The 21,487-nt window shown below is 63.5% G+C and carries 18 protein-coding genes and 1 pseudogene; 8 read left to right on the forward strand and 11 right to left on the reverse strand.

Annotated elements, in window-relative coordinates:
- Positions 1–3 precede the first annotated feature (3 nt).
- The 3 genes from mtaB to F3H98_RS09310 form a co-directional block, all read right to left on the reverse strand.
- On the reverse strand, positions 4–1,287 hold the full coding sequence (mtaB, locus tag F3H98_RS09300; protein WP_149759863.1) for a tRNA (N(6)-L-threonylcarbamoyladenosine(37)-C(2))-methylthiotransferase MtaB: 1,284 nt from the start codon (positions 1,285–1,287) through the stop codon (positions 4–6).
- On the reverse strand, positions 1,287–2,168 hold the full coding sequence (dapF, locus tag F3H98_RS09305) for a diaminopimelate epimerase (protein WP_149759864.1): 882 nt from the start codon (positions 2,166–2,168) through the stop codon (positions 1,287–1,289). The genes mtaB and dapF overlap by 1 nt, the downstream gene beginning before the upstream one ends.
- A gap of 125 nt (positions 2,169–2,293) precedes the next feature.
- Entirely contained in the window at positions 2,294–3,349 is a 1,056-nt protein-coding gene (locus F3H98_RS09310; RefSeq protein ID WP_149759865.1) for an MBL fold metallo-hydrolase, read from the reverse strand.
- Positions 3,350–3,625: 276 nt separating this feature from the next.
- On the opposite strand from F3H98_RS09310, the gene F3H98_RS09315 reads away from it, so the two are divergent.
- The 5 genes and pseudogenes from F3H98_RS09315 (at position 3,626) to F3H98_RS09335 (ending at position 9,746) form a co-directional block, all read left to right on the forward strand.
- Complete coding sequence (locus tag F3H98_RS09315) at positions 3,626–4,144, forward strand: AprI/Inh family metalloprotease inhibitor (RefSeq protein WP_149759866.1); 519 nt, start codon at positions 3,626–3,628, stop codon at positions 4,142–4,144.
- Positions 4,145–4,189: 45 nt separating this feature from the next.
- Positions 4,190–5,395, forward strand: coding sequence for a cell division protein ZapE (gene zapE / locus F3H98_RS09320; RefSeq protein ID WP_149759867.1), 1,206 nt, complete (start codon positions 4,190–4,192; stop codon positions 5,393–5,395).
- Positions 5,396–6,646: 1,251 nt separating this feature from the next.
- Positions 6,647–7,506, forward strand: a pseudogene (locus tag F3H98_RS09325) (bestrophin family protein).
- A gap of 140 nt (positions 7,507–7,646) precedes the next feature.
- Positions 7,647–8,777 carry a metallophosphoesterase gene (locus tag F3H98_RS09330; RefSeq protein ID WP_425294825.1) on the forward strand — a complete coding sequence of 377 codons (1,131 nt, stop codon included), beginning with the start codon at positions 7,647–7,649 and terminating at the stop codon, positions 8,775–8,777.
- A gap of 66 nt (positions 8,778–8,843) precedes the next feature.
- Positions 8,844–9,746, forward strand: coding sequence for an alpha/beta fold hydrolase (locus F3H98_RS09335; RefSeq protein ID WP_149759868.1), 903 nt, complete (start codon positions 8,844–8,846; stop codon positions 9,744–9,746).
- Positions 9,747–9,818: 72 nt separating this feature from the next.
- On the opposite strand, the gene rpsP is transcribed toward F3H98_RS09335, so the two are convergent.
- From rpsP to ffh, 3 genes are read right to left on the reverse strand one after another with little or no spacing between them, the layout of a single operon-like run.
- Entirely contained in the window at positions 9,819–10,214 is a 396-nt protein-coding gene (gene rpsP / locus F3H98_RS09340) for a 30S ribosomal protein S16 (RefSeq protein WP_149759869.1), read from the reverse strand.
- Between the two features lie 52 nt (positions 10,215–10,266).
- Positions 10,267–10,596 carry a chorismate mutase gene (locus F3H98_RS09345; RefSeq protein ID WP_149759870.1) on the reverse strand — a complete coding sequence of 110 codons (330 nt, stop codon included), beginning with the start codon at positions 10,594–10,596 and terminating at the stop codon, positions 10,267–10,269.
- Between the two features lie 8 nt (positions 10,597–10,604).
- On the reverse strand, positions 10,605–12,209 hold the full coding sequence (gene ffh, locus F3H98_RS09350) for a signal recognition particle protein (RefSeq protein WP_149759871.1): 1,605 nt from the start codon (positions 12,207–12,209) through the stop codon (positions 10,605–10,607).
- Between the two features lie 440 nt (positions 12,210–12,649).
- Here ffh and F3H98_RS09355 point away from each other — a divergent pair, with 440 nt between their 5' ends.
- The 3 genes from F3H98_RS09355 to F3H98_RS09365 all read left to right on the forward strand — a co-directional run bounded on the left by F3H98_RS09355 (position 12,650) and on the right by F3H98_RS09365 (position 15,621).
- Positions 12,650–14,365 (forward strand): putative bifunctional diguanylate cyclase/phosphodiesterase, encoded by a 1,716-nt coding sequence (locus F3H98_RS09355; RefSeq protein WP_149759872.1) that lies wholly within the window; start codon positions 12,650–12,652, stop codon positions 14,363–14,365.
- 247 nt (positions 14,366–14,612) lie between these two features.
- Positions 14,613–15,089, forward strand: coding sequence for a MarR family winged helix-turn-helix transcriptional regulator (locus F3H98_RS09360; protein WP_149759873.1), 477 nt, complete (start codon positions 14,613–14,615; stop codon positions 15,087–15,089).
- Positions 15,090–15,135: 46 nt separating this feature from the next.
- The gene (locus F3H98_RS09365) at positions 15,136–15,621 is read left to right on the forward strand and encodes a PaaI family thioesterase (protein WP_149759874.1); all 486 of its coding nucleotides are present in this window, start codon (positions 15,136–15,138) and stop codon (positions 15,619–15,621) included.
- A gap of 71 nt (positions 15,622–15,692) precedes the next feature.
- Here F3H98_RS09365 and F3H98_RS09370 read toward each other — a convergent pair whose 3' ends face one another.
- From F3H98_RS09370 to mnmE, 5 genes are all read right to left on the reverse strand, one after another.
- A complete protein-coding gene (locus F3H98_RS09370) occupies positions 15,693–16,565 on the reverse strand; it encodes a ParB/RepB/Spo0J family partition protein (RefSeq protein ID WP_149759875.1) in 873 nt (290 codons plus the stop codon).
- A gap of 32 nt (positions 16,566–16,597) precedes the next feature.
- Entirely contained in the window at positions 16,598–17,395 is a 798-nt protein-coding gene (locus tag F3H98_RS09375) for a ParA family protein (protein WP_149759876.1), read from the reverse strand.
- 77 nt (positions 17,396–17,472) lie between these two features.
- Positions 17,473–18,105: a 16S rRNA (guanine(527)-N(7))-methyltransferase RsmG gene (gene rsmG, locus F3H98_RS09380; RefSeq protein WP_149759877.1), complete on the reverse strand. Its 633-nt coding sequence runs from the start codon at positions 18,103–18,105 to the stop codon at positions 17,473–17,475.
- Positions 18,102–19,976, reverse strand: coding sequence for a tRNA uridine-5-carboxymethylaminomethyl(34) synthesis enzyme MnmG (mnmG, locus tag F3H98_RS09385; RefSeq protein ID WP_149759878.1), 1,875 nt, complete (start codon positions 19,974–19,976; stop codon positions 18,102–18,104). The genes rsmG and mnmG overlap by 4 nt, the downstream gene beginning before the upstream one ends.
- Before the next feature lie 167 nt (positions 19,977–20,143).
- Positions 20,144–21,466: a tRNA uridine-5-carboxymethylaminomethyl(34) synthesis GTPase MnmE gene (gene mnmE, locus F3H98_RS09390; RefSeq protein ID WP_149760036.1), complete on the reverse strand. Its 1,323-nt coding sequence runs from the start codon at positions 21,464–21,466 to the stop codon at positions 20,144–20,146.
- Positions 21,467–21,487 lie beyond the last annotated feature (21 nt).

Consider the following 21,487-nt stretch of genomic DNA (forward strand, 5'->3'; position numbering starts at 1 on the left):
CGTCTAGGCGGCTTGCAAGGCAAGCGGCGCGGCGATGAGGCGCTGGCCGTCATGGCCGGTGATTGCCGCTTCGACGATCTCGCCGGGCTGGGCGGCGGAAATCGCGGCAAGAGTGAACCCCTCGGTACGGCCAAGGCCATCACGCTCGATCAGGATCGACTGGCGCGTACCGGCGAGTGCGCCGAGATGTTTCTGGTAGGCGGCTTCGCCTGCGGCGCGCAGCCTCGCGGCGCGTTCCTTGATGACCGTGCGCGCAAGCTGCGGCATGCGCGCGGCGGGCGTGCCCTCGCGCGGCGAGAACGGGAAGACATGGAGATGCGTCAGCCCGCATTCCTCGACGATATTCAGCGAATTCTCGAACATTTCGGCGGTTTCGGTCGGGAAACCCGCGATGATGTCGGCACCGAAGACGATGTTTTCGCGCAATTTCCGGACGTTCTCGCAGAAACGGATCGAATCGTCGCGCAGGTGACGGCGCTTCATGCGTTTCAGGATCATGTCGTCGCCAGCCTGCAGCGACAGATGCAGATGCGGCATCAGGCGCGGCTCGGTGGCGATGGCGTCGAGCAGTTCGTCGTCGGCCTCGATGGAATCGATCGACGACAGGCGCAGCCTGCGCACGTCGGGCACCTGCCTGAGGATCGTCTTGACCAGTCTGCCGAGCTTCGGGGCGCCGGGAAGGTCGGCGCCAAAGCTTGTCATGTCGACGCCGGTCAGCACGATCTCGGCATAGCCGTTGCCGGCCAGCCGCTTCACCTGCTCGACCACCGCCCCCATCGGCACCGAGCGCGAATTGCCGCGCCCGTAGGGAATGATGCAGAAGGTGCAACGATGGTCGCAGCCATTCTGCACCTGAACGAAGGCGCGGGCCCGGCCTTCGATGGCGTCGACCATGTGCGACGCGGTTTCCTTGACCGACATGATGTCGTTGACGCGCGCCTTCTCGGTGTCGTTGACGCCGAAATCGGGCAAGGCGCGGTAGGAATGGGACTTCAGCTTCTCTTCATTGCCGAGCACCAGGTCGACTTCATCCATCGCGGTGAAGGCAGCCGGATCGGTTTGCGCGGCGCAGCCGGTGACGATGATGCGGGCGTTGGGGTTGTCGCGGCGGGCCTTGCGGATCGACTGCTTGGCCTGGCGCACGGCCTCGCCGGTGACGGCGCAGGTGTTGAAGATGACGGCGCCGTTCTTCAGCGCGCCAAGGCCGGCGGTTTCGGCCTCGCGGCGCATCACCTCGGATTCATAGGTGTTCAGCCGGCAGCCGAAGGTGACGATTTCCACCGCCATCAGGCGACGTCCTGGCGGTCACGCGCCCATTTTCCGGTGGCGGGGTCGAACGTGCCGGAGAATTCCCATTCCGCCGGACCGGTCATGATCACGTGGTCGTCGGCCCGCCATTCGATCAGGAGAGGGCCTCCGGGAACTGTTACGGTGACAGTCCGGTCCGTGCGATTGGTTCGGGCGGCGCTCACGGCCGCGGCGCATGCGGCAGAGCCGCATGCCTTGGTGAGACCGGCGCCGCGTTCCCAGGTACGGATGGTCATCGCGTCGCGCGCCGTCACCTGCGCGATGGTGATGTTGGCGCGCTCCGGGAATATCGGGTGGTTCTCGAGCAGCGGGCCGAAACGGTCGAGATCATAGGTCCAGACGTCGCGGTCGACCCAGAAAATGGCGTGCGGATTGCCCATCGACACGGCCGAGGGCGAATGCAGCACCGGCGCGTCGATCGGGCCGATTTGCAACTCGATCATGCGGGTATCGCGGAATTCTTCCGCAAGCGGAATGTCCTGCCAGCCAAACCGCGGCCTGCCCATGTCGACCGAAATCGTCCCGTCGGCATGTTCCTCGGCATTCAGGATGCCGGCGATGGTTTCGAAGGTGAAAATCTTCTGGCCGGTCTCTGCGGCCAGCGCCTGCACGACGCAACGCATGCCGTTGCCGCAGGCCTGCGCCATCGAGCCGTCGGAATTGATGATCTCGATGTAATTGAAGGTGCCCGGCGTGCGCGCATCATGAATCGCCATGATCTGGTCGAACCTGGTGGCCGGGTCGGTGTTGAGCGCGACAGCGGCGCCCGGCGTCACCCGATCGGCACGGCCGCGCATGTCGGCAACGATGATTTCGTTGCCGAGCCCGTTCATCTTGGCGAATTGTGCCGCGCTTGCCATCGATCCAGAATCTGTTGTCCGTTTGGCGCTATATGGCGGAAACGGCCATGAATTACCAGTGAAAGACGCCTGCGGCGCACCGCCGCCGGCCCGGCGACGCGCGGAACAGTAAATCCGTACGGCGTTCAACCGCCCGGTATGTCCCAGACCTCGCCGGGCAGCATGGGCCGGAATCGATTTCGCGGCACGCCGTGGGCGCCGAGCGCTTCGAAAAGCTTTTCGCGCGGTTCGTCTATGGGTTCGTTGGTGAGCTGGAACGTGCCCCAATGGCAGCCGACGGCATGTTCGGCGTGGCAAAGCTGCATGCCGCGCACTGCTTCGTCGGGGTTCTGGTGCTGGCTTTCCATGAACCACCGGGGCTCGTAGGCCCCGATCGGCAGGATGGCGAGGCGGAAGCCTCGATGCTTCCGGGCCATCAGCCGGTAGTTGATGCCGGCGTGGAAGCCGGTATCGCCAGCGAAATAGATTTTTCCGGCAGCTGCCTCGATCACGAATCCGCACCAGAGCGCCATGCGGCGGTCGCGGGTCCCACGTGCCGACCAGTGATGCGCCGGCTCGATATGGACGACCGTGTTCGCGGCAAGTTCGACCGTGTCGCCCCAATCGCTGACACAAATGCGCATGTCGGGGATGGCGGCGCGGATGATCGTGTCGTTGCCAAGCGGCGTCACCACCAGCGGATCGTGGGTTTGCTTCAGGCAACTGAGCGTCGCGAGGTCGAGATGATCGTAATGATTGTGACTGAGCAGCACGGCGTCGATGGACGGCAAGGAATCGAAATCGATGCCGGGAGCATTGACGCGCTTCGGTCCGACGAAAGAAAGCGGCGAGACGCGGTTGGACCACACCGGGTCGGTCAACATGTTCAGCCCGGCAAATTGCACCAGCACGGTGGCGTGACCGACCATGGTGATGCGCAGTCCCGGCCCGGAAACCCTGGCCTGCGGTACGGCTTGTGGAAACGGGCTCGGCCAGCTTGCCGGCCATTTGGCGCGGCCGCCGCCGAATTGCCATCTCAGCAGATCGATGAAGCGGCCAGGCAGCCTGCCGTCGGGATTGAAGAAGACACGGCCATCGAAATGATCGGATTCGGGGCCGTCGAAATAGGGATTGCGCCGCAAGGGCCGTCTGCTTCGCGCGACACTTTCGGCCAATGCTGTCACTCCGACCGATTCCACCATATCGATATCGCTCCTTAGCCTCATCCTGGGAGAATGAGGAGGGGGTGCGCCCCGGCTAGGCAGCGTCGCAGTGTGCCGAACGCAGGAATTGACCATGGTGTTGCCCGGCAGGGAGGCCGGATTCAACGTCGAAGCCGGGGAAGGCGTTGCCAAATTGCAACAAATTTTTGGAGGAAACCCTATTTTAACCACACGTAGTTGAAATCCTGCGGATATAGCCACTTTTATGGCGGCGGGACTGGCGGGGCGGCGCGCTTTGCGCAGCAGGAGGTTTGAATGGCTTTTTCGAAGACTGGCCTTGTGGCGGCGACGCTTTTGTCGCTGGCTGCGGCTGGGTGCCAGAGCGATCGCATGTCGTCGCTCGACACGCCGGCACCGCTGCCGGCAGCGCCTGCGGGCAAGGTGACCGGCAGCCAGTTGCCGCCGCCGGCAACGCCCGACCCCTCGCAGTTCCCCGCCGCGCCGCAGCAACAGGCTGCCGCCGCGCCGATGACCACGCCTCCAGCCACTGCGCCGGACATCACGGCGGGCGGCGTCGCAGGCGTCTGGACCGCTTCGGTTTCGGGCCAGAGTTGCAAGGTGGCGACGCCGCAGACCAAATTCGGCGCCGGTTTCCGCGCCGGGCCGCTGCGCTGCCCCGCACCTATCGACGGTGTGAAGTCGTGGAACGTCGCCGGCAAGCAGCTGACGCTGCACGACGCCAACGGCGCGGTGCTGGCGCGTCTCTATTCCTCGGGTCCGGAAAAGTTCGACGGCCAGACCGAAAGCGGCCTGCCGATCTCGCTCAACCGCTAAATCGTCCTGTTCCCGCACCGGGACCGTCACGCAGAAGAATGATCGATGCACCTGCGTGACGGCCTTCAGACACATCCTTCCGTTGCCCAGCGCTACCGTCATCTCGTCGAACTCGGCGAGATCGACAGCGATCCGGCGCAGCTTGCCGTCGCCGCGGCGCTCGACCGGCTGATCGTCGAGGTCGCCAGCAAACGGCTCGCTGCCAAGTCGAGCGCGCTCGGCTGGCTGTTCGGCAAGCGCCGCGACAGCGCCACGACGATCAAGGGCCTCTACATCCACGGCGGGGTCGGCCGCGGCAAGACCATGCTGATGGACCTCTATTTCGAGCTGGTGCCGGTGCGGCGCAAGCGGCGGGTGCATTTCAACGCCTTCATGGCGGATGTGCACGACCGCATCCAGAAGCACCGGCAGGCGCGGAAGAACGGCACGGTCAGGGAAGACGATCCGATCCCGCCTGTCGCCAGGGCCTTGGCCGAGGAAGCGTGGGTGCTGTGCTTCGACGAGTTTTCGGTGACCGACATCGCCGACGCGATGGTGCTGTCGCGGCTGTTCTCCGTGCTGTTTTCCGAAGGCGTGGTGCTGGTCGCCACCTCCAACGTGGCGCCGGACGATCTTTACCGCGACGGCCTGAACCGCCAGCTCTTCCTGCCGTTCGTCGGTCTTCTGAAGCGACAAACGGACGTCATGGCGCTGGATGCTGCCAGGGACTACCGGCTGGAGCGGCTGCACAACCTGCCAGTCTACATGACGCCCCTCGGCTCCGATACCGACCGCAAGATGGACGAGGCCTGGGAAGCGGCGAGCCACGGTTTTGCGGAGGCTCCCGCGGAGGTGACCGTGAAAGGTCGCCATGTCGCGGTGCCGCGGGCGGCAGGCCCCACGGCGCGCTTCGGGTTTGCCGATCTGTGCGAAAAGCCGCTGGCGGCGCGCGACTACCTGGCGATCGCGGCGCGATACGACACGATCTTCGTCGACCATGTGCCGGTGCTTGCCGAAGCCCGGCGCAACGAGGCCAAGAGGCTGATCCTGCTGATCGATACGCTTTACGACCAGCAGAAACGCCTGGTGATGAGCGCCGATGCGCCGCCGCAGGAGATCTATCGCGGAAAGCACGGCACCGAGACCTTCGAATTCCAGCGCACCGCGTCGCGCTTGATGGAGATGCAGAGCAAGGACTGGCTGGAAGCGTGGGCGGCGCGGCACCGGGCCGACGACAGCGCGGTGCCTTTCTCCCAGGAGGCGAGCAGGTGAGGCGCGTTCTGGCGTGACGTTTTCAGCCCGCTGACCTCCAGGCGCCGGCCCCCACCCTTAAGGGAGATGGAGGCGTGGCAGTCAGTTTCCTTCGCTCCCCTCCGGCATGCAAAGCCCCCTCTCCGGTTTGCTGCGCAAACCACCCTCCCGCTTCGCAGGGGCGAGGAACCCAAGCTGGAAGGACGCCGGTATCGCGGCGATCTCCCTCCTCCCTGCGAAGCAGACGGGTGGGGTTGCCGCTGCAGCGCCGGGCGTTCTGTTGATCGTTGTGAAGATTGCGCCGAGCACTGCCGATAACCCCCCTCTGGCTGCTTCGCAGCCATCTCCCCTCAAAGGGGGGAGATCAGGGCCGCGCTTCTCCGTTGCCACGCCCCGTTTCGCGTCTGGCCATTGGGCTTTCCTGTTGCCCACGACTCGCTTTCTCGACCTGGCTTCGGCAATCGAGGCGTCGTGGGTAAGTGGGAAGCGGCGCCTGGGACCGTGCCGTTTCAAATTTATACGAGGCCCGGTCTCCCAGGCGCCGCCGGTGTGCTTGCCCTACCGCAAGCGAGCGCGGGTTTCTAGGCCCGCGAACTAGCCTCGGTCAGGGCCCGGATCTCGGGACATCCTCGCCCCAGCAGCGCCACCGTCAGCGCTGCCGATCCGGCACCGTCGCCCTCCCTGATACCCGGTGCGTACCAGGTTCCCGTGAGGGCGATGGCTGCATTATGCGGGAGCGGCAAAGGGGTGTGGATAAAAAGAAAAACAAAGACTGCTGACAGATGCTGACAATGCGGGGAACCGGCCTTCTCCCCTTGTGGGAGAAGGTGCCTGAGCGAGAGCGAAGGCGGATGAGGGGTATTTCCAGCCTGGATGCGTCGCGCTTCGCCCAGCACCCCTCATCCGACCTCGCCCTCGCAAAGCTCGGGCTCGGCCACCTTCTCCCACAAGGGGAGAAGGGAGAGGCGCGCGTTCTGCACCGTTCCCGCATCTCGCGACCGTCACGGATCTCCGGGTCTTCGCGACGGCCTTCGGCCTGCTTCGCTAGGGGTGACGAAGGGAGGGGCGCCGCCGCTAATCGTCAACGTTGGTGGTTTGCCGTGAACCGCTCGGCCACATCGCACGCGATTTCCTGAAAAGCGGCCCGTCTTGTCGCGAAAGACAGCGAACACACCGTCGACAGTCGCATTATGATGCGGCCTCCGACACAAGCATTCGAGCCTGCCGATGATCGTTCGCCCGCGCCCCAGTTTCTGGAAACTCTTCTTCGTCATGCGGGGCTCCGTGGTGCCCCGCATCCTGCCGCAGATCTTCGGCTTTGCGCTTTACGGCGCGGCAGTCGTCGCCGTGGTGAAGGTGCTGAAACTCGATCTGGGCAATGCCGGCGTGGCGCCGTTCGCGCTGCTCGGCGTGGCGCTCTCGGTCTATATGGGGTTCCGCAACAACGCAGCCTATGACCGCTGGTGGGAGGCCCGCAAGCTCTGGGGGCAGCTGGTCTTCGAGATCCGCAACCTGTCGCGCGCCGCCTCCGCGCTGATCTCAGACCGGGGCGAATTACGGCCGCTGCTGATGGATTCCCTGGCTTTTTGCCACTTCCTGCGTGGCGAACTGCGCAAGGTCGATGCGCGCGGCGAGGCCCGTGCTTTTGTCGGCAATGATGTGGATGCGATTCTTGCCGCATCCAACCAGCCGGACGCATTGTTGCGCCGCATGGGCCAGCGGATCGGCGCATTGAAACGCGGTGGCGCATTGGAGCCCAGGATTTCCGCATCCTCGACGAGCGGCTTTCCCAGCTCGCCGCCATGCAGGCCGGTTGCGAGCGCATCATGGGCACGCCGCTGCCTTTTGCCTACACGCTGCTCTTGCAGCGCACCGCCTATATCTTCTGCCTTCTCTTGCCCTTCGGCCTGGCTTTTTCGGCCGGCTGGGCAACACCGCTGTTCACGGCATTGATCGCCTACACGTTCTTCGGCCTCGACGCGCTTTCGGAAGAGCTGGAAGATCCGTTCGGCACCCAGGCCAACGATCTGGCGCTGGACGGGCTGTGCCGGGTCTGCGAAATTTCCGTGTTCGAGGCGCTGGGCGAGACACCGCCGCCAATGATCGCGGCGGAGAAGTTCTATTACTCCTGACGCCGGATTTGCGTTAGAGCGGAATGTATTCAGGCTGAACCAGGCATTCCGCTCTGTCCGTTGTTTAGCCGCATTTGTGCGACGCCAGGTGATCCCACCTGGCTGCAAAATGCTCCAGGAAGGGCCGGAGGAGCAGACCGGTGGCAGAATTTCTTTCGCGGCGCGATTTCACCGCAGGGCTGCTTGGCCTTGGCGGCGTTGCCATGGCCCATCCCTTGACGCTGTGGGCGCAGGAAGCCGGCAAGAGGCCAGCGATCGACGCCACCTTTCTCTTTGCCAGCGATATTCATGCCTGCCGCATGAGCCGCGGGCTTTCGCCGAACTGCCAGCAGGAGGGCAAGACGGATGCGAATCTGCTGCGCCATATCGCGGCCCTCAACAACATAACCCGGCAAACCTGGCCGGCCGCGATCGGCGGTATGGCCACCAGCCTGGCAGGCGCGGGGCGCCGGGTCGGGTCGCCGCTCGGCCTTGTGATCGGCGGCGACATGACCGACGACGGCGGCGGCCAGATCGCCATGCCCAGCGAAGGAACGCAACTGCAGCAATTCAGCCATCGCTACCAGCAGGGCGTGGGGCCGGAGCGCGTCCACTTTCCGGTCTACACCGGCCTTGGCAATCACGACCTCGACCAGGACGGGCCGCCGCCGCATGTCGACTGGTACCGCCGCGAACTGCGCGACTATGTCGAGATCAACCACCGGCCAAGCGTCTTCTTCAAGCCGCCGGTGCCGGCGGCGAACTACGATGTGGAAACCGACAGCTATTCCTGGAACTGGGGCGGCTTGCATCTCGTGCAGATGCATCGTTTCGCAGGCGATACAAATAAGGGTGCGCCGGACAATCTGCCCTGGCTGAAGCAGGACCTGGCCGACAACGCCGGCGATGGCCGGCCGGTCGTCGTCTTTCAGCATTACGGCTGGGATACGTTTTCGATCGAACGTTGGGACCCGGCGGCGAGCACCTTCGACGACCATGGCAGCGGGCCGCCGCACTGGTGGAGTGACGCGCAGCGGCAAGCGATGGTGGCGGCGCTCTCCGGCTACAATGTCATCGGCGTCTTCCACGGCCACCAGCACGAGACGGCGATGATCTACGCCAGAGACGGCCTCGACCTGTTCAAGCCGAAGGCAGCCTATCTCGGCGGATTCGCGCTGGTGCGTGTGACGGAAACAGCCATGGACGTGGCGCTGGCCGAAGCCATCGACGCCACGGGCGATGTGAGGTTCACCGACGCGTTCAGCAAACCGGTCACCTGGAAGAAGAGATGAGCGCGGCTTGCCCGATGCCAGCTGCTCGCGGAAGATGGGCTGGCTGTCCGGGAATGGGAGAGAAGAATGATTTCATCGATCGGCAAGGCTGCGCTCGCGCTGTCGCTCCTGTGGCTCGAGCTCGCGCCTGCGGCCCGCGCCACCGAGATTCCGGTTCCCACCCAAGCTGAGTGGGCCGACGCCAAGAAAACGGTGAAGCTGGCTAACGGCATTTCGCTGGCCTATGTCGAGATAGGCGACAGCGAGGGAAGCCCGACGCTGCTGATCCACGGCTACACCGACAACAGCCGCTCATGGTCTCTGGTTGCGCCCTACATGAAGAAGCGGCGCCTGCTGGCGATAGACTTGCGCGGCCACGGCAAGTCCGATGCGCCGGATTGCTGTTACGCCTATACGGACTTTGCCGACGATGCATCGCTGTTCCTGGATGCGATGGGCATCGCCAAGGCCGACGTGATCGGCCATTCGCTGGGGTCGCTGGCGGCACAGTTGCTCGCCGCCCAGCACCCAGACAAGGTGAAGAACCTGGTGCTGGTGAGTTCCACCACGGCGATCGGCGGCGGGCCGGGCTCGTGGCTTTGGGACAATGTCATGCCGCTTACCGCGCCGATCGACCCGGAAAGCCAGTTCATGAAGGACTGGTACGCCAATCCGAACACGGTCGACGAAGACTTCTTGACCCGCGAGCGCACCGAGAGCGCCGCGGTGCCGATCCATGTCTGGCGCGGCGTCCTGTGGGGCACGGTCATCGACGACCTGACGCCGATCGCGCCGCTGGTGAAGGCCCCGGTGCTGGTCCTGTGGGGTGAAAAGGATGGGCTGTTCGATCTCACGCATCAGGAGAAGCTGGAAAAGGCCTATCCGGATGCGGTGTTCCAGGTGTTTTCCGGCGCCGGCCACAACATGTTCTGGGAATTTCCCGACAAGGCGGCAAGCCTGATCAACGATTTCCTCGACCTGGAACCATAGTCGCTGCATGCGCGACAAAAGAAAACGGCGGGCCGAAGCCCGCCGTTGACCGAAATAAGCACCGACGGCCGCTTACGAAGCGGCGGCTTCCTCGGCAGGAGCGGCAGCGGCGGCGGCAATCGCGGCGGCAGCGTCGTCCTGTGCCTTCTTGATGGCGGCGGCGCGCTCCTGGGCCTTCTTGCCCGGCTCAGCCTTCTTCGGATTGGAGCGGGCGTCGCGCTTGGAGATGCCGGCCTCGTCGAGGAAGCGCAGCACGCGGTCGGTCGGCAGGGCGCCGTGGCCGAGCCAATGCTTGACCCGGTCGGCGTCGACCTTCACGCGTTCGCCGTCCTTGGGCAACAGCGGGTTCCACGAGCCGACGGTCTCGATGAAGCGGCCATCGCGCGGCGAACGGACGTCGGCGATGACGATGTGGTAGTAGGGACGCTTCTTGGAGCCCGCGCGGGCCAGACGAATTTTCAGTGACATTTTCTTTCTCCTAAAGGCAGTTCGGTTCGTTGTCTTGGGTTTGCGGTATTCTCTATTCGCCGCGCGTGGCGGCCGAATTCTTCAGGTCGACGCCGTTGGCGGCGATCTGCTCGTGGTGCCGGATGACTTCCTTGATGACGAAGTTCAGGAATTTCTCGGCGAAATCGGGATCGAGATGCGCATCCTTGGCCAGCTGGCGAAGGCGGGCGATCTGCTGAGACTCGCGCGACGGATCGGCCGGCGGAAGGCCATGCGTCGCCTTCAGCACGCCAACCGCCTTTGTGCAGCGGAACCGTTCGGCGAGCATATGAACAAGTGCTGCATCGATGTTGTCGATCGAGGCGCGGTATTCGGCGAGCTGGGCCTGTGGGCTGTCGGTCATCGCTCGTCTCACTTCTTCTTCGGCAGACCGGGCAAGCCGCCGCCAAGACCAGGAAGGCCGCCCGGCAGTTTCATGCCACCTGGAAGGCCTGGCAAGCCACCGGCGCCGGGAAGCCCAGGAAGGCCTTTCGGCAGGCCACCACCGAGACCGGCCGCCTGAGCCTGCTTCTGCAGGGCTTCGAGCTGCTTGGGATCCATTTTCGACAGGTCGGGCATGCCGCCGCCAAATCCCCCTGGGCCGGGCATCATGCCGCCGAGACCCATCTTGGAGGCGAGGCCGCCCATCATGTTGCGCATCAGGCCGCCGCCCTTGCCCTTGCCGCCCATGGCTTTCATCATGTCGGCCATCTGGCGGTGCATCTTCAGAAGCTTGTTGATCTCGGCGGCGTCCGTGCCGGAGCCGGCCGCGATGCGCTTCTTGCGGCTGTGCTTGAGGATGTCGGGGTTCGCGCGCTCGGCCTTGGTCATCGACGAGATGATGGCGAGCTGGCGGCCGAACATCTTGTCGTCGAGACCGGCGGCGGCCATCTGGTCCTTCATTTTGCCCATGCCCGGCATCATTCCCATGATGCCGCCCATGCCGCCCATCTTCTGCATCTGGCCGAGCTGACCGGCGAGATCGTTGAGATCGAACTTGCCGGACTGCATCTTTTTGGCCATCGCCGCGGCCTGTTCGGCATCGATGGTTTCGGCGGCGCGCTCGACCAGGCTGACGATGTCGCCCATGCCGAGGATGCGGTCGGCGATGCGCTTGGGATGAAACTCCTCCAGCGCATCCATCTTTTCGCCGGTGCCGATGATCTTGACCGGCTTGCCGGTAACGGCGCGCATCGAAAGGGCCGCACCTCCGCGTCCGTCGCCGTCCATGCGGGTGAGGATGAGGCCGGTGATGCCAACGCGCTCGTCGAAGCTCTTGGCGAGGTTGACGGCGTCCTGGCCGGTCAGCGAATCGGCGACAAGCAGGATTTCGTGCGGGTTCGAGACGCGCTTGATCTCGGCCATCTCGGCCATCAGCGGTTCGTCGATGTGGGTGCGGCCGGCGGTGTCGAGGATGACGACGTCATGGCCGCCGAGCTTTGCCGCCTGCACGGCGCGGCGGGCGATCTCCACCGGCGATTGGCCGGCGACGATGGGCAGCGTGGCGACCTTGACCTGTTCGCCGAGCTGACGAAGCTGCTCCTGCGCGGCGGGCCGCCGCGTGTCGAGCGAAGCCATCAGGATCTTCTTGTTCTGGCGCTCGCCAAGCCGCTTGGCGATCTTGGCGGTGGTCGTGGTCTTGCCCGAGCCCTGCAGGCCGACCATCATGACGACGACCGGCGCCGGCGCGTTGAGGTCGATTGCAGCACCCTCGCTGCCCAACATTTCGACGAGTTCGTCATGGACGATCTTGACGACCATCTGGCCAGGCTTGATCGACTTCAGCACCGCGGCGCCAACCGCCTTGGCGCGCACCTTGTCGGTGAAGGAACGCACGACTTCGAGCGCCACGTCGGCCTCGAGCAGGGCGCGGCGAACCTCGCGCAGCGCCGCGGAGACATCGGCCTCCGACAGCGCGCCACGGCCGGTGAGGCCATTCAATATGGAGCCTAGGCGTTCCTGTAAGCTCTCGAACATTCACTTTCCCTTTTTCCCCTGGCATCCGGATGATGCCCGAGAGGTAATGCGTTCGCGCCGGCAGTCCAAGCAAAAGCCCAAAACCAAAAAGCACCCGGGGGCGCATCGCGCTGCCGGGTGTTGGCCTCCAGGATCGATTTATACCGTAATGGGTCCCGGTCGGCTGCTCAGAGTGTATACTCGTCGCTGAATTTGGCAGTCCTAGACAGGAAAAGACCGCAAGAGTCAAGGGAAAGGACCCGCGGCAACTTATCGACACCCAAATACGGCCCGGCTAGACCGGACTTAGCGGCTATTAATGATTTGTCTCTAGGGTGTAATGTTGCGGGGACTTTCATGTTGGATCGAGAGAACTTTTCACTATGCATGATCCAGTCGCTCGCGCGCGCTCCCGCGGAAACAAACGCCGTGGGCATTCCAGTGCTGGTCGCGAGCCCGATGTGGTCGGCTTCGCCGAAAACACCGAACTGGCGCTGATGTGCATCGACGCCGCGGGCGTCATCACCTACGTCAACGCGGCTTCAGAGCGCATGTTCGGTCACGAGCGTGCCGAAATGCTCGGACACACGCTGGATCTGATCATCCCGCCACGGCTGCGCGGCGCCCATCACGCCGGCGTGGCGCGGGTAGGCGAGGGCGCTCCGTCGAAACTGGCAGGCAGGAGCATCGAGGTGATGGCGCTGCGCGCCGACGGCACCGAATTCCCCATCGAGGTGTCGCTCTCTGCCTGGAAGGGAAATACCGGCACCATGATGGGCGCCGTTGTACGCGACATTTCGGAACGGCGGCAACGCGACTCTCGGCTGCATCGGCTTGCTCACCACGATCCGCTTACCGGGTTGCCGAACCGGTTCCAGTTCAACCTCAGGCTGGAAGAGATCCTGTCCGCAGGAGAACAGGCGGCTGTGTTGCTGATCGATCTCGACGGCTTCAAGAAGGTCAACGACAGCCTCGGGCACGCCACCGGCGACACGCTTCTTCAGGCGCTGGCCGTACGTCTCCCCGCCGCTCTTGAGGCCGACGCGATGTTCGCGCGCTTCGGCGGCGACGAATTCGCCGTGCTGATGCCGGGCATCGGCGACCCGCTGAAAGCCTCAGCCGCGGCGCGTACGGTGCTCGGCGCATTCGGCCCTGCCTTCAGTATCGGAGATCATCTTTTGAAGCTGGGCGCCAGCATCGGCGTCGCAATCGGCCCGATGCATGGCGACGACCCTGAAGAGCTGGTCGCCAGCGCCGACCTCGCCCTCTACCAGGCCAAGCACGGCGGCAACAGCTTTCGTCTTTTCGAGGCGTCCATGCGCAGCGCGGTAGCGGCGCGGCACGCCATACGCGACGAGCTTTTGCGTGCGGTCAGCGACGGAGAACTTGTCCTTCACTACCAGCCGCAGGTGAACATGGAGAGCGGCTCCATCCTCGGAGCGGAAGCGCTGCTGCGTTGGAACCATCCGACCCGTGGCCTGCTTTTGCCGGGCAAGTTCCTGGAAGCCCTGGAATCGCATTCGCTGGCCCTGCAGGTGGGGTGCTGGATCATCGACGAGGCCTGCAAGCAGGCTTCGGCATGGCGTGCGCTCGGCCTGCCGGCGCTGCGCATGTCGGTCAACCTCTTTGCCGCGCAGGTGAATGCCGGCAATCTCGCGGAAGTTGTCGAGGAAACGCTGAAACGCTACTCGCTGCCGCCGGAAGCGTTGGAACTCGAAGTGACCGAGACCGTGATGCTTCACAATGACGACCATGTGCTGCGGCCGTTCGAACGTCTGCGCGAGCGGCGGGTACGGATCGCGTTTGATGATTTCGGCACCGGACATGCCTCGCTTTCGATGCTGAAGCGGTTTCCGCTGACCACGATCAAGATAGACCGCGGTTTCGTGCGCGATCTCCTGGCCGACCGTTACGATGCGGCAATCGTGCAGGCGCTGCTCGGCCTGGCCCGCGCCATGGGACTGGATGCCGTCGCCGAAGGCGTCGAGACGAAGGAACAGGAAGCGGTACTTCTGGCGCTTGGCTGCAAGATCGGCCAGGGGTATCTCTACGCTAGGGCCCTGCCCGCGGAAGAGTTCACCCGCCTTTTCGGCCGCTTGAGAACCGAGGAAACCGCTGCGGTCTCCGACGTCAAGGCTAAGCTGTCTGAAACACCATCGCAGAAATCCCGCCGATAGAGCACCGCACACCGATCACATCGCCCAGCCGATGCGAGCCCGCGACAAGCGAATGATGCCGTTCGCCATACGGCATGGCTCGCCCGCTGAGCAATGTGCCGCCAGTTCGGTAGATGGTCAGGCCAGCCGGAAGGCTTTCGGATCGACAAGCCCAGACAAGGCATGAGACGCCAGTAGCCTCCGGCTCTTCGTCTGGAAGGAAAATGCTGTTGCCAAGGCCGCACCGGTATGTTGTACTTACACAATCATGACCTCCGAACCGACTGACGATCTGTCCGGCCAGCTGAAGTTCATCGGCGCGACCTGCTTGGTACGCTCGGCACGCCGTACAGCCAATGTGGTGACGCGCGCCTACAACCAGCATCTAGCACCGAGCGGGCTGGAGGTTACCCAATTCAGCATCCTGTGCACTATAGCGATGGAGCTGGCCAAATCCGCTTCCGAACTTGCCGACATGGTCGGCGTGGAGCGGTCGACGCTGGCGCGCAACCTCGACCGCCTGATCGCCGCGGGGCTCGTCGAGGCGGAAAAGGGCGATGGGCGCCGACTGGTCCATCGGTTGACCGACAGGGGAGCCGCCATGATCGCGCAGGCCCTGCCGCTGTGGCGCCAGGCGCAGGATGATTTCATTGAGCGGCTGCCCGCGGCAAAGGACGCCGATATTCGAGACGACCTCAAGCTGCTGCGCCGCGCTGCGCGCGGCATCCTGGCCGAAGCCCCCTGACGGCGCTCGTCGTCGTCGATTTTACAATTGCAAGATTGGAGCCGTCATGAACGTCACCGCCGGACAATTGAAGCCTCAACCGCTGCCCCGTGAAAAGCTTGCCGGCCTTTCCGGCAAGGAGACGCTCGAAATGGTGATGAACGGCACCCTGCCGGCGCCGCCCTTTGCGCAGACCACGCTGATCCACCTGGTCGAGGTCGAGGAGGGCCGCATCGTATTCGCCGGCCAGCCGGATTTTTCATTCCTCAATCCGATGGGAACGGTGCATGGCGGCTGGATTGCCACGATCCTCGACAGCGCCATGGGCTGCGCGGTCCATTCGACGCTGAAGCCCGGCCAACTCTATGCCACGACGGCAATGACCATCAATTATGTGCGGCCGCTGCTTGCCGATTCCGGCGAAGTGCGCTGCGAGGCGACCGTGGTTTATGCTGGCGCGCGCATGGCAACCAGCGAAGGCAGGCTGATCGACGGAAAGGGCCGGGTGATCGCGCATGGCAGCGAAAGCTGCCTGGTGTTCGATGCACGATAGCGGAACGGGCCGGCGCGCCATCGATCCGATGTTGCGCCAGCGGTGACCGTCCCCGACCGGGTTTCAGGCTGCTACTGCTTCAGCCGGCGGCAGAGTTCATCCAGCTGCTCGAGCGTGCGATAGGCGATCTTCACCTCGCCGCCCTTCTCGCGATGGCTGATGGCGACCCGCATTCCCGTTACATCCGACAGCAGCTTTTCCAGCGCCACCGTGTCGGGGTCCTTTTCGGCCGGCGTGGATGACTTCGAGGGCCGCTTCTGTTCGGCGGGAGGCAGTTGCGCCAGCGCTTCGGCCTGGCGGACGGAAAGCCCCTCCTCCACGATGCGCTTTGCGAGCGCGGCCGGTTCATCGACGGTGACCAGCGTGCGCGCATGCCCGGCCGAAAGGTCGCCATTGACCAGCATGTCACGGATCACTTCGGGAAGTTTCAGGAGCCGGAGGGTGTTTGCGACATGGCTGCGGCTCTTGCCGATCACCTGGCCGAGGTCGGCCTGCGTGTAGTGATGCTCATCCATCAATTGCTGGTAGCCCAGCGCCTCTTCCACAGGGTTGAGGTCGGCGCGCTGCACGTTTTCGATGATCGCCAGCTCAAGCGCCACCCGATCGTCGACATCGCGGATGATGACCGGCAATTCGGTAAGCCCGGCGCGCTGCGCGGCGCGCCAGCGACGCTCGCCGGCGATGATTTCATAGTGGCCGCTTCTGGCGCCCGGCCTCACCACCACAGGCTGGACGATGCCGTGTTCGCGAATCGACTGCGAAAGGTCGGTCAGGTCGGCTTCAGCGAAATTCCGGCGTGGGTTTCGCGGATTGGGCGACACGAATTCGATGGGAACGCGGCCGTCCGCGCTCTGCTGGCGACTCGGCGTCGGTGGCCTGTCCATTTCGCCGATAAGTGCGGCCAGGCCGCGGCCCAGTCTTTTCTTTGACAGGTCGTCGCTCATCGTTTGTCCAAATCGTTACGCTATCGAAATCATTAGGCGGCCTGCAGACGCCGCTCGCGGCGAATGACTTCGGACGCGAGTTGCAGATAGGCCTGGCTGCCGGCACAGGCGAGGTCATAGAGAATGGCGGGCTTCCCATGCGACGGGGCTTCGGACACCCGCACGTTGCGCGGAATGATCGTCTCGTAGACCTTTTCACCCATGTGAGCGCGCACATCCTCGACCACCTGGTTGGCTAGGTTGTTTCGACGATCAAACATTGTCAGCACGATGCCCTGAATGGTTAGCGAAGGGTTAATGGACCGACGCACCTGTTCAACTGTTTCCAGCAGCTGACTGAGACCTTCGAGCGCGAAAAACTCGCATTGCAGCGGAACGAGAACGGAATCGGCGGCTGCCATGGAATTGAGGGTGAGGAGATTGAGCGACGGCGGACAATCGATCAGCACATAGGAAAAGCCGGTCTCTTCCGCCGTATTGCGGCTGAGTGCATTGCGAAGGCGCAGCACCCGGTCGGGCGCCGAGGCGATTTCCATCTCGACGCCGAGCAGGTCGAGCGTCGATGGAACGATGGAGAGGCCGGGAACCGCCGTCGCGATAGCAGCCTCGCCGATGGTGAGTTCGCCGGTCAGCACATCATAGGAAGAAACCTTGCGGTCCTGCTTGTCGATGCCGAGGCCGGTGCTGGCGTTGCCTTGCGGATCGAGGTCGACAATCAGCACGCGCTCGCCGATGGCGGCAAGCGCGGTCGCGAGATTGATCGCGGTCGTCGTCTTGCCAACTCCGCCCTTCTGGTTGGCGACGGTGATGATGCGTGGGCCTTGCTTCATGTCTGTATGCTCGCGCGTCAGTCTCGAACTCGCTGTAATCCTTGGAACGAAATTCATTCAGCCACCGCAAAAATGCTCTAGCGGCGCTGAAGGTTGCGGATTTCAAGCACGACGCTCTCCGGATCAACGATGCTTCGGTGTTCTACCAGATCGAAGCGCCACTGTTGAAGGCTTTCTTCGATTTCAGAACGGTAATCCCGGCCTTTGTGGAAGAGCCCGCGGGCGCCCGCTTCCAGCCAGGGCGAAACCAGCCCGAGCAGAGCCGGCAGCGGCGCAAGAGCACGCGCAGTGACTATTTCCGGAGTTTTCACACGATTGTAGGCATCATCGATCCGGCGGGCATGCACCTGCGCCGGCGCTTTCAGCATGCCGAGCGCGCTCTGCAGGAAGGCCGCCTTCTTGCGGTTGCTTTCAACCAGCTCGATCCTGGCCCCCGGCCGCTCCATCAAGAGAACCGCCATCACCGCGCCGGGAAATCCGCCACCCGATCCCACGTCGAGCCAGTTCTTTTCGGTCGGCGCCAGGCGCGCCAGTTGCGCGCTGTCGAGAATATGCCGGCTCCAGGTCTCGTTCAGAGTCGACGGCGCAGCCAGGTTGATCTTGCCTGCCCAGCGGAGAAAATTGCGTTCGAACTCCAGAAGGCGTTCGAATGTTTCACGTGAAACCGGCCCGGCTGCAGCGGCCAGTGTTTCCAGCGATCTTTCGGTCACGCGGCACCGCGGCGATCGATATCCTCGATATGCCTGATCTGCGCGACGATGATGGCCAGCGCGGCGGGCGTCATGCCGTCGATGCGCTGTGCGTCAGCAACGGAACGAGGCCGGCGGTCCCGCATCTTCTGCTTGAGCTCATTCGACAGGCCGGGAACAGCCGAAAAATCGAGGTCGTCAGGGATAAGGCGTGTCTCTTCGCGGCGCATCTGGGCGACATCAGCCTGTTGACGGTCAAGATAGACCGAATAACGCGCCTCTGTTTCCAACGCCTCGATTGTCTTGACATCGAATGCCGCAAATTCCGGCCAGAGTGGGACAAGCCGGGCCACGTCCATGCCGGGATAGGCTAGCAACTCGTAAGCCGAACGCCGGGCGCCATCGCGATTGACTCCCAGCCCGGCGCGCGCCGCTTCATTCGGCGTGACAGTCAGCGATTTCGCCAGCTGGCGTGCTCCATCGAGCCTGTCCCGCATGTCATCAAAGCGCTTGCGCCGTTCCACGGAAACGATGCCCAGCTCCATACCCAACGGGGTGAGACGGTCGTCGGCATTGTCGGCCCGCAGCGACAGGCGAAATTCGGCGCGCGAGGTGAACATGCGGTAGGGTTCGCTGATGCCGCGTGTGACCAGGTCGTCCAGCATGACCCCGATATAGCCCTCGCTGCGCCCAATCACGACGGTCTTGGTTCCCGACGCCTTGAGCGCAGCATTGATGCCCGCCACGATGCCTTGCGCCGCCGCTTCTTCGTAACCCGTGGTCCCGTTGATCTGGCCGGCCAGGAAAAGCCCCGCTACGCGGCGGGTCTGCAAGGTCGGCTCGAGTTCACGCGGATCGATATGATCGTATTCGATCGCGTAACCCGGCTGCGTCATCACCGCATTTTCGAGGCCCGGGATCGTTTTCAGGATCTGGAGCTGGACGTCTTCCGGCAGCGACGTCGAGATGCCGTTGGGATAAACCGTATCGTCGTCCAGCCCTTCCGGCTCCAGGAATATCTGGTGCCCTTCCCTGTCGCCGAACTTGACGATCTTGTCCTCGATCGAGGGACAGTAGCGCGGCCCGACACCTTCGATGGATCCTGAATACATCGCGGAGCGGTGCAAATTCTCCCGAATCACTTCGTGAGTGGCTGCGGTGGTCCGCGTAATGCCGCATTCGATCTGCGGGTTGACGATCCGGTCGGTCATCAGTGAGAACGGTACAGGATCTTCATCGGCCGCTTGCATGTCGAGCGAAGCCCAGTCGATGGTGCGCCCATCCAGCCGCGGCGGCGTTCCGGTCTTGAGCCGGCCAAGTCTGAAGCCGGCGCGGCTCATCGTCTCGGACAGCCCCATCGAGGCCTGTTCATTCATCCGGCCCGCCACGATCTTACGCTCACCAATATGAATGAGGCCGCGCAAAAATGTTCCGGTCGTCAGGACAGCAGCCCCGCACTTGAGGCGCCTGCCGTCGGCGAGACGGACACCCGTCAACGTCCCGTCATCGACGTCCAGGTCGACGACCTCACCCGCGACAACCATTAGGTTACGCTGCGCCGCAATCGCCGCCTGCATCGCCTGCTTGTAAAGCTTGCGGTCGGCCTGCGTCCTTGGACCGCGGACCGCCGGACCCTTGCGGCGATTGAGCAGGCGGAACTGAATACCGGCGGCGTCCGCCACCCGACCCATCAACCCATCGAGCGCGTCGACTTCACGCACAAGATGGCCTTTCCCCAACCCGCCGATCGCAGGGTTGCAGGACATTGCTCCGATCGTGTCGAAGCTCAGCGTAACGAGCGCGGTTTTCGCACCGGCGCGGGCGGCAGCGGATGCGGCTTCGCAACCGGCGTGCCCGCCCCCGATGACGACAACATCATAGTTGTCCGACATGGCAGAATCCGAAATGTTCGATTTCGGCGACACATGTGGCTTTCAGCCGGAGAAGTCAAGAACGCCCACGAAGGAATAGGAATTGTTTCACGTGAAACATGGGATACCGGGGCAGATATATTGTTTCACGTGAATCATCGACGTATCCGCCCGGTGTTTCACGTGAATCATTTCCCCACGCAGAACGTCGAAAAAATGCTGTCCAGCAAATCCTCGACATCGACTGCGCCGGCGATGCGTCCCAGGCTGTCGCTCGACCGGCGCAAATCTTCCGCGCGCAGTTCGAGTGGGTTGTCTTGATGCTGAACCGCATCACGCAACGCGGAGGCGCTGCGTGTCAACAGTTCGATATGGCGAATGCGCGATGGCATGGCCTCACCGATGTCACCGATAGCCTGTTTTGCTCGACGCGAGATCTCGGCCAATAGCGACGCTACCCCATCGCCTGTCTTGGTAGAGATTCGGAAATCCTCTACCGCCGAAGTTCCACCGCCCATCAGATCACTTTTCGTCCCCACTGTGATGCTAGCCGCATCACCACGCATCGGCAGCTCCGCTCGCACACTGGCAGAGAGATCGTGCATCTCAAGCACAAGGTCCGCCGTTTCCGCTGTAGCAAGCGCCCGCTCGATGCCGATGGTCTCAACCTTACCCGCAGCCTCTCGGATGCCGGCCGTGTCGATGACGATAACTTTCATTCCATCGAGGTCCAGCGTGACCTCGACGAGATCGCGCGTGGTGCCGGCTTCGTCAGTGACAATGGCCACTTCACGGCGCGCTAAGCTATTGAGAAGACTAGATTTTCCGGCATTTGGCGCACCCAGGATGACCACTTTGAAGCCGTCCCTGATCATCTCGGCGCGACGATACGAAGCGATATGGGTTTCCATCTCACCGATCATTTTGTGCATGTCCGCCCAGACTTGATCCGATACCGAGCCCGGCACGTCTTCCTGGTCGGAAAAATCGAGCTCGGCCTCGATCATTGCGCGAGCGTGGACGATGCGCCGGCGCCAGGCCGCATAAAGTTCCGACTGCTTTCCCCCGGCATTCGTCAGAGCAAAGCGACGTTGTGCCTCGGTCTCGGAAGACACAAGGTCCGACAGCGCCTCGGCCCCGGTCAGGTCGATCTTGCCGTTGAGGAATGCCCGGCGGCTGAATTCGCCCGCTTCGGCGTGGCGGAATCCGGGAACCGCGCCCACGGCTTCGAGGACCGCAGCAACCACCGCGCGGCCGCCGTGCAAGTGGAACTCGCAGCTGTCCTCGCCGGTAAAGCTCGTCGGGCCGGAGAAGAAAACGGTCAAGCCATTGTCGAGAAGATTGCCGTCCGCATCACTGATGGCGCCGAACCTCATGAAACGAGGCTCCGGGACAGATCCGGTCATCGTCATGAGTGCCTCCCGGGTGTGCTGTCCGGAAAGGCGCACTACCGCGACGCCAGACGGCAATCGCCCACTGGAGAGCGCGTAAATGGAATCCGGGAATATCATTTGCCCGTGCATGGCAACCGA

The organism is Neomesorhizobium albiziae (assembly GCF_900114255.1).
GTDB lineage: Bacteria > Pseudomonadota > Alphaproteobacteria > Rhizobiales > Rhizobiaceae > Neomesorhizobium > Neomesorhizobium albiziae.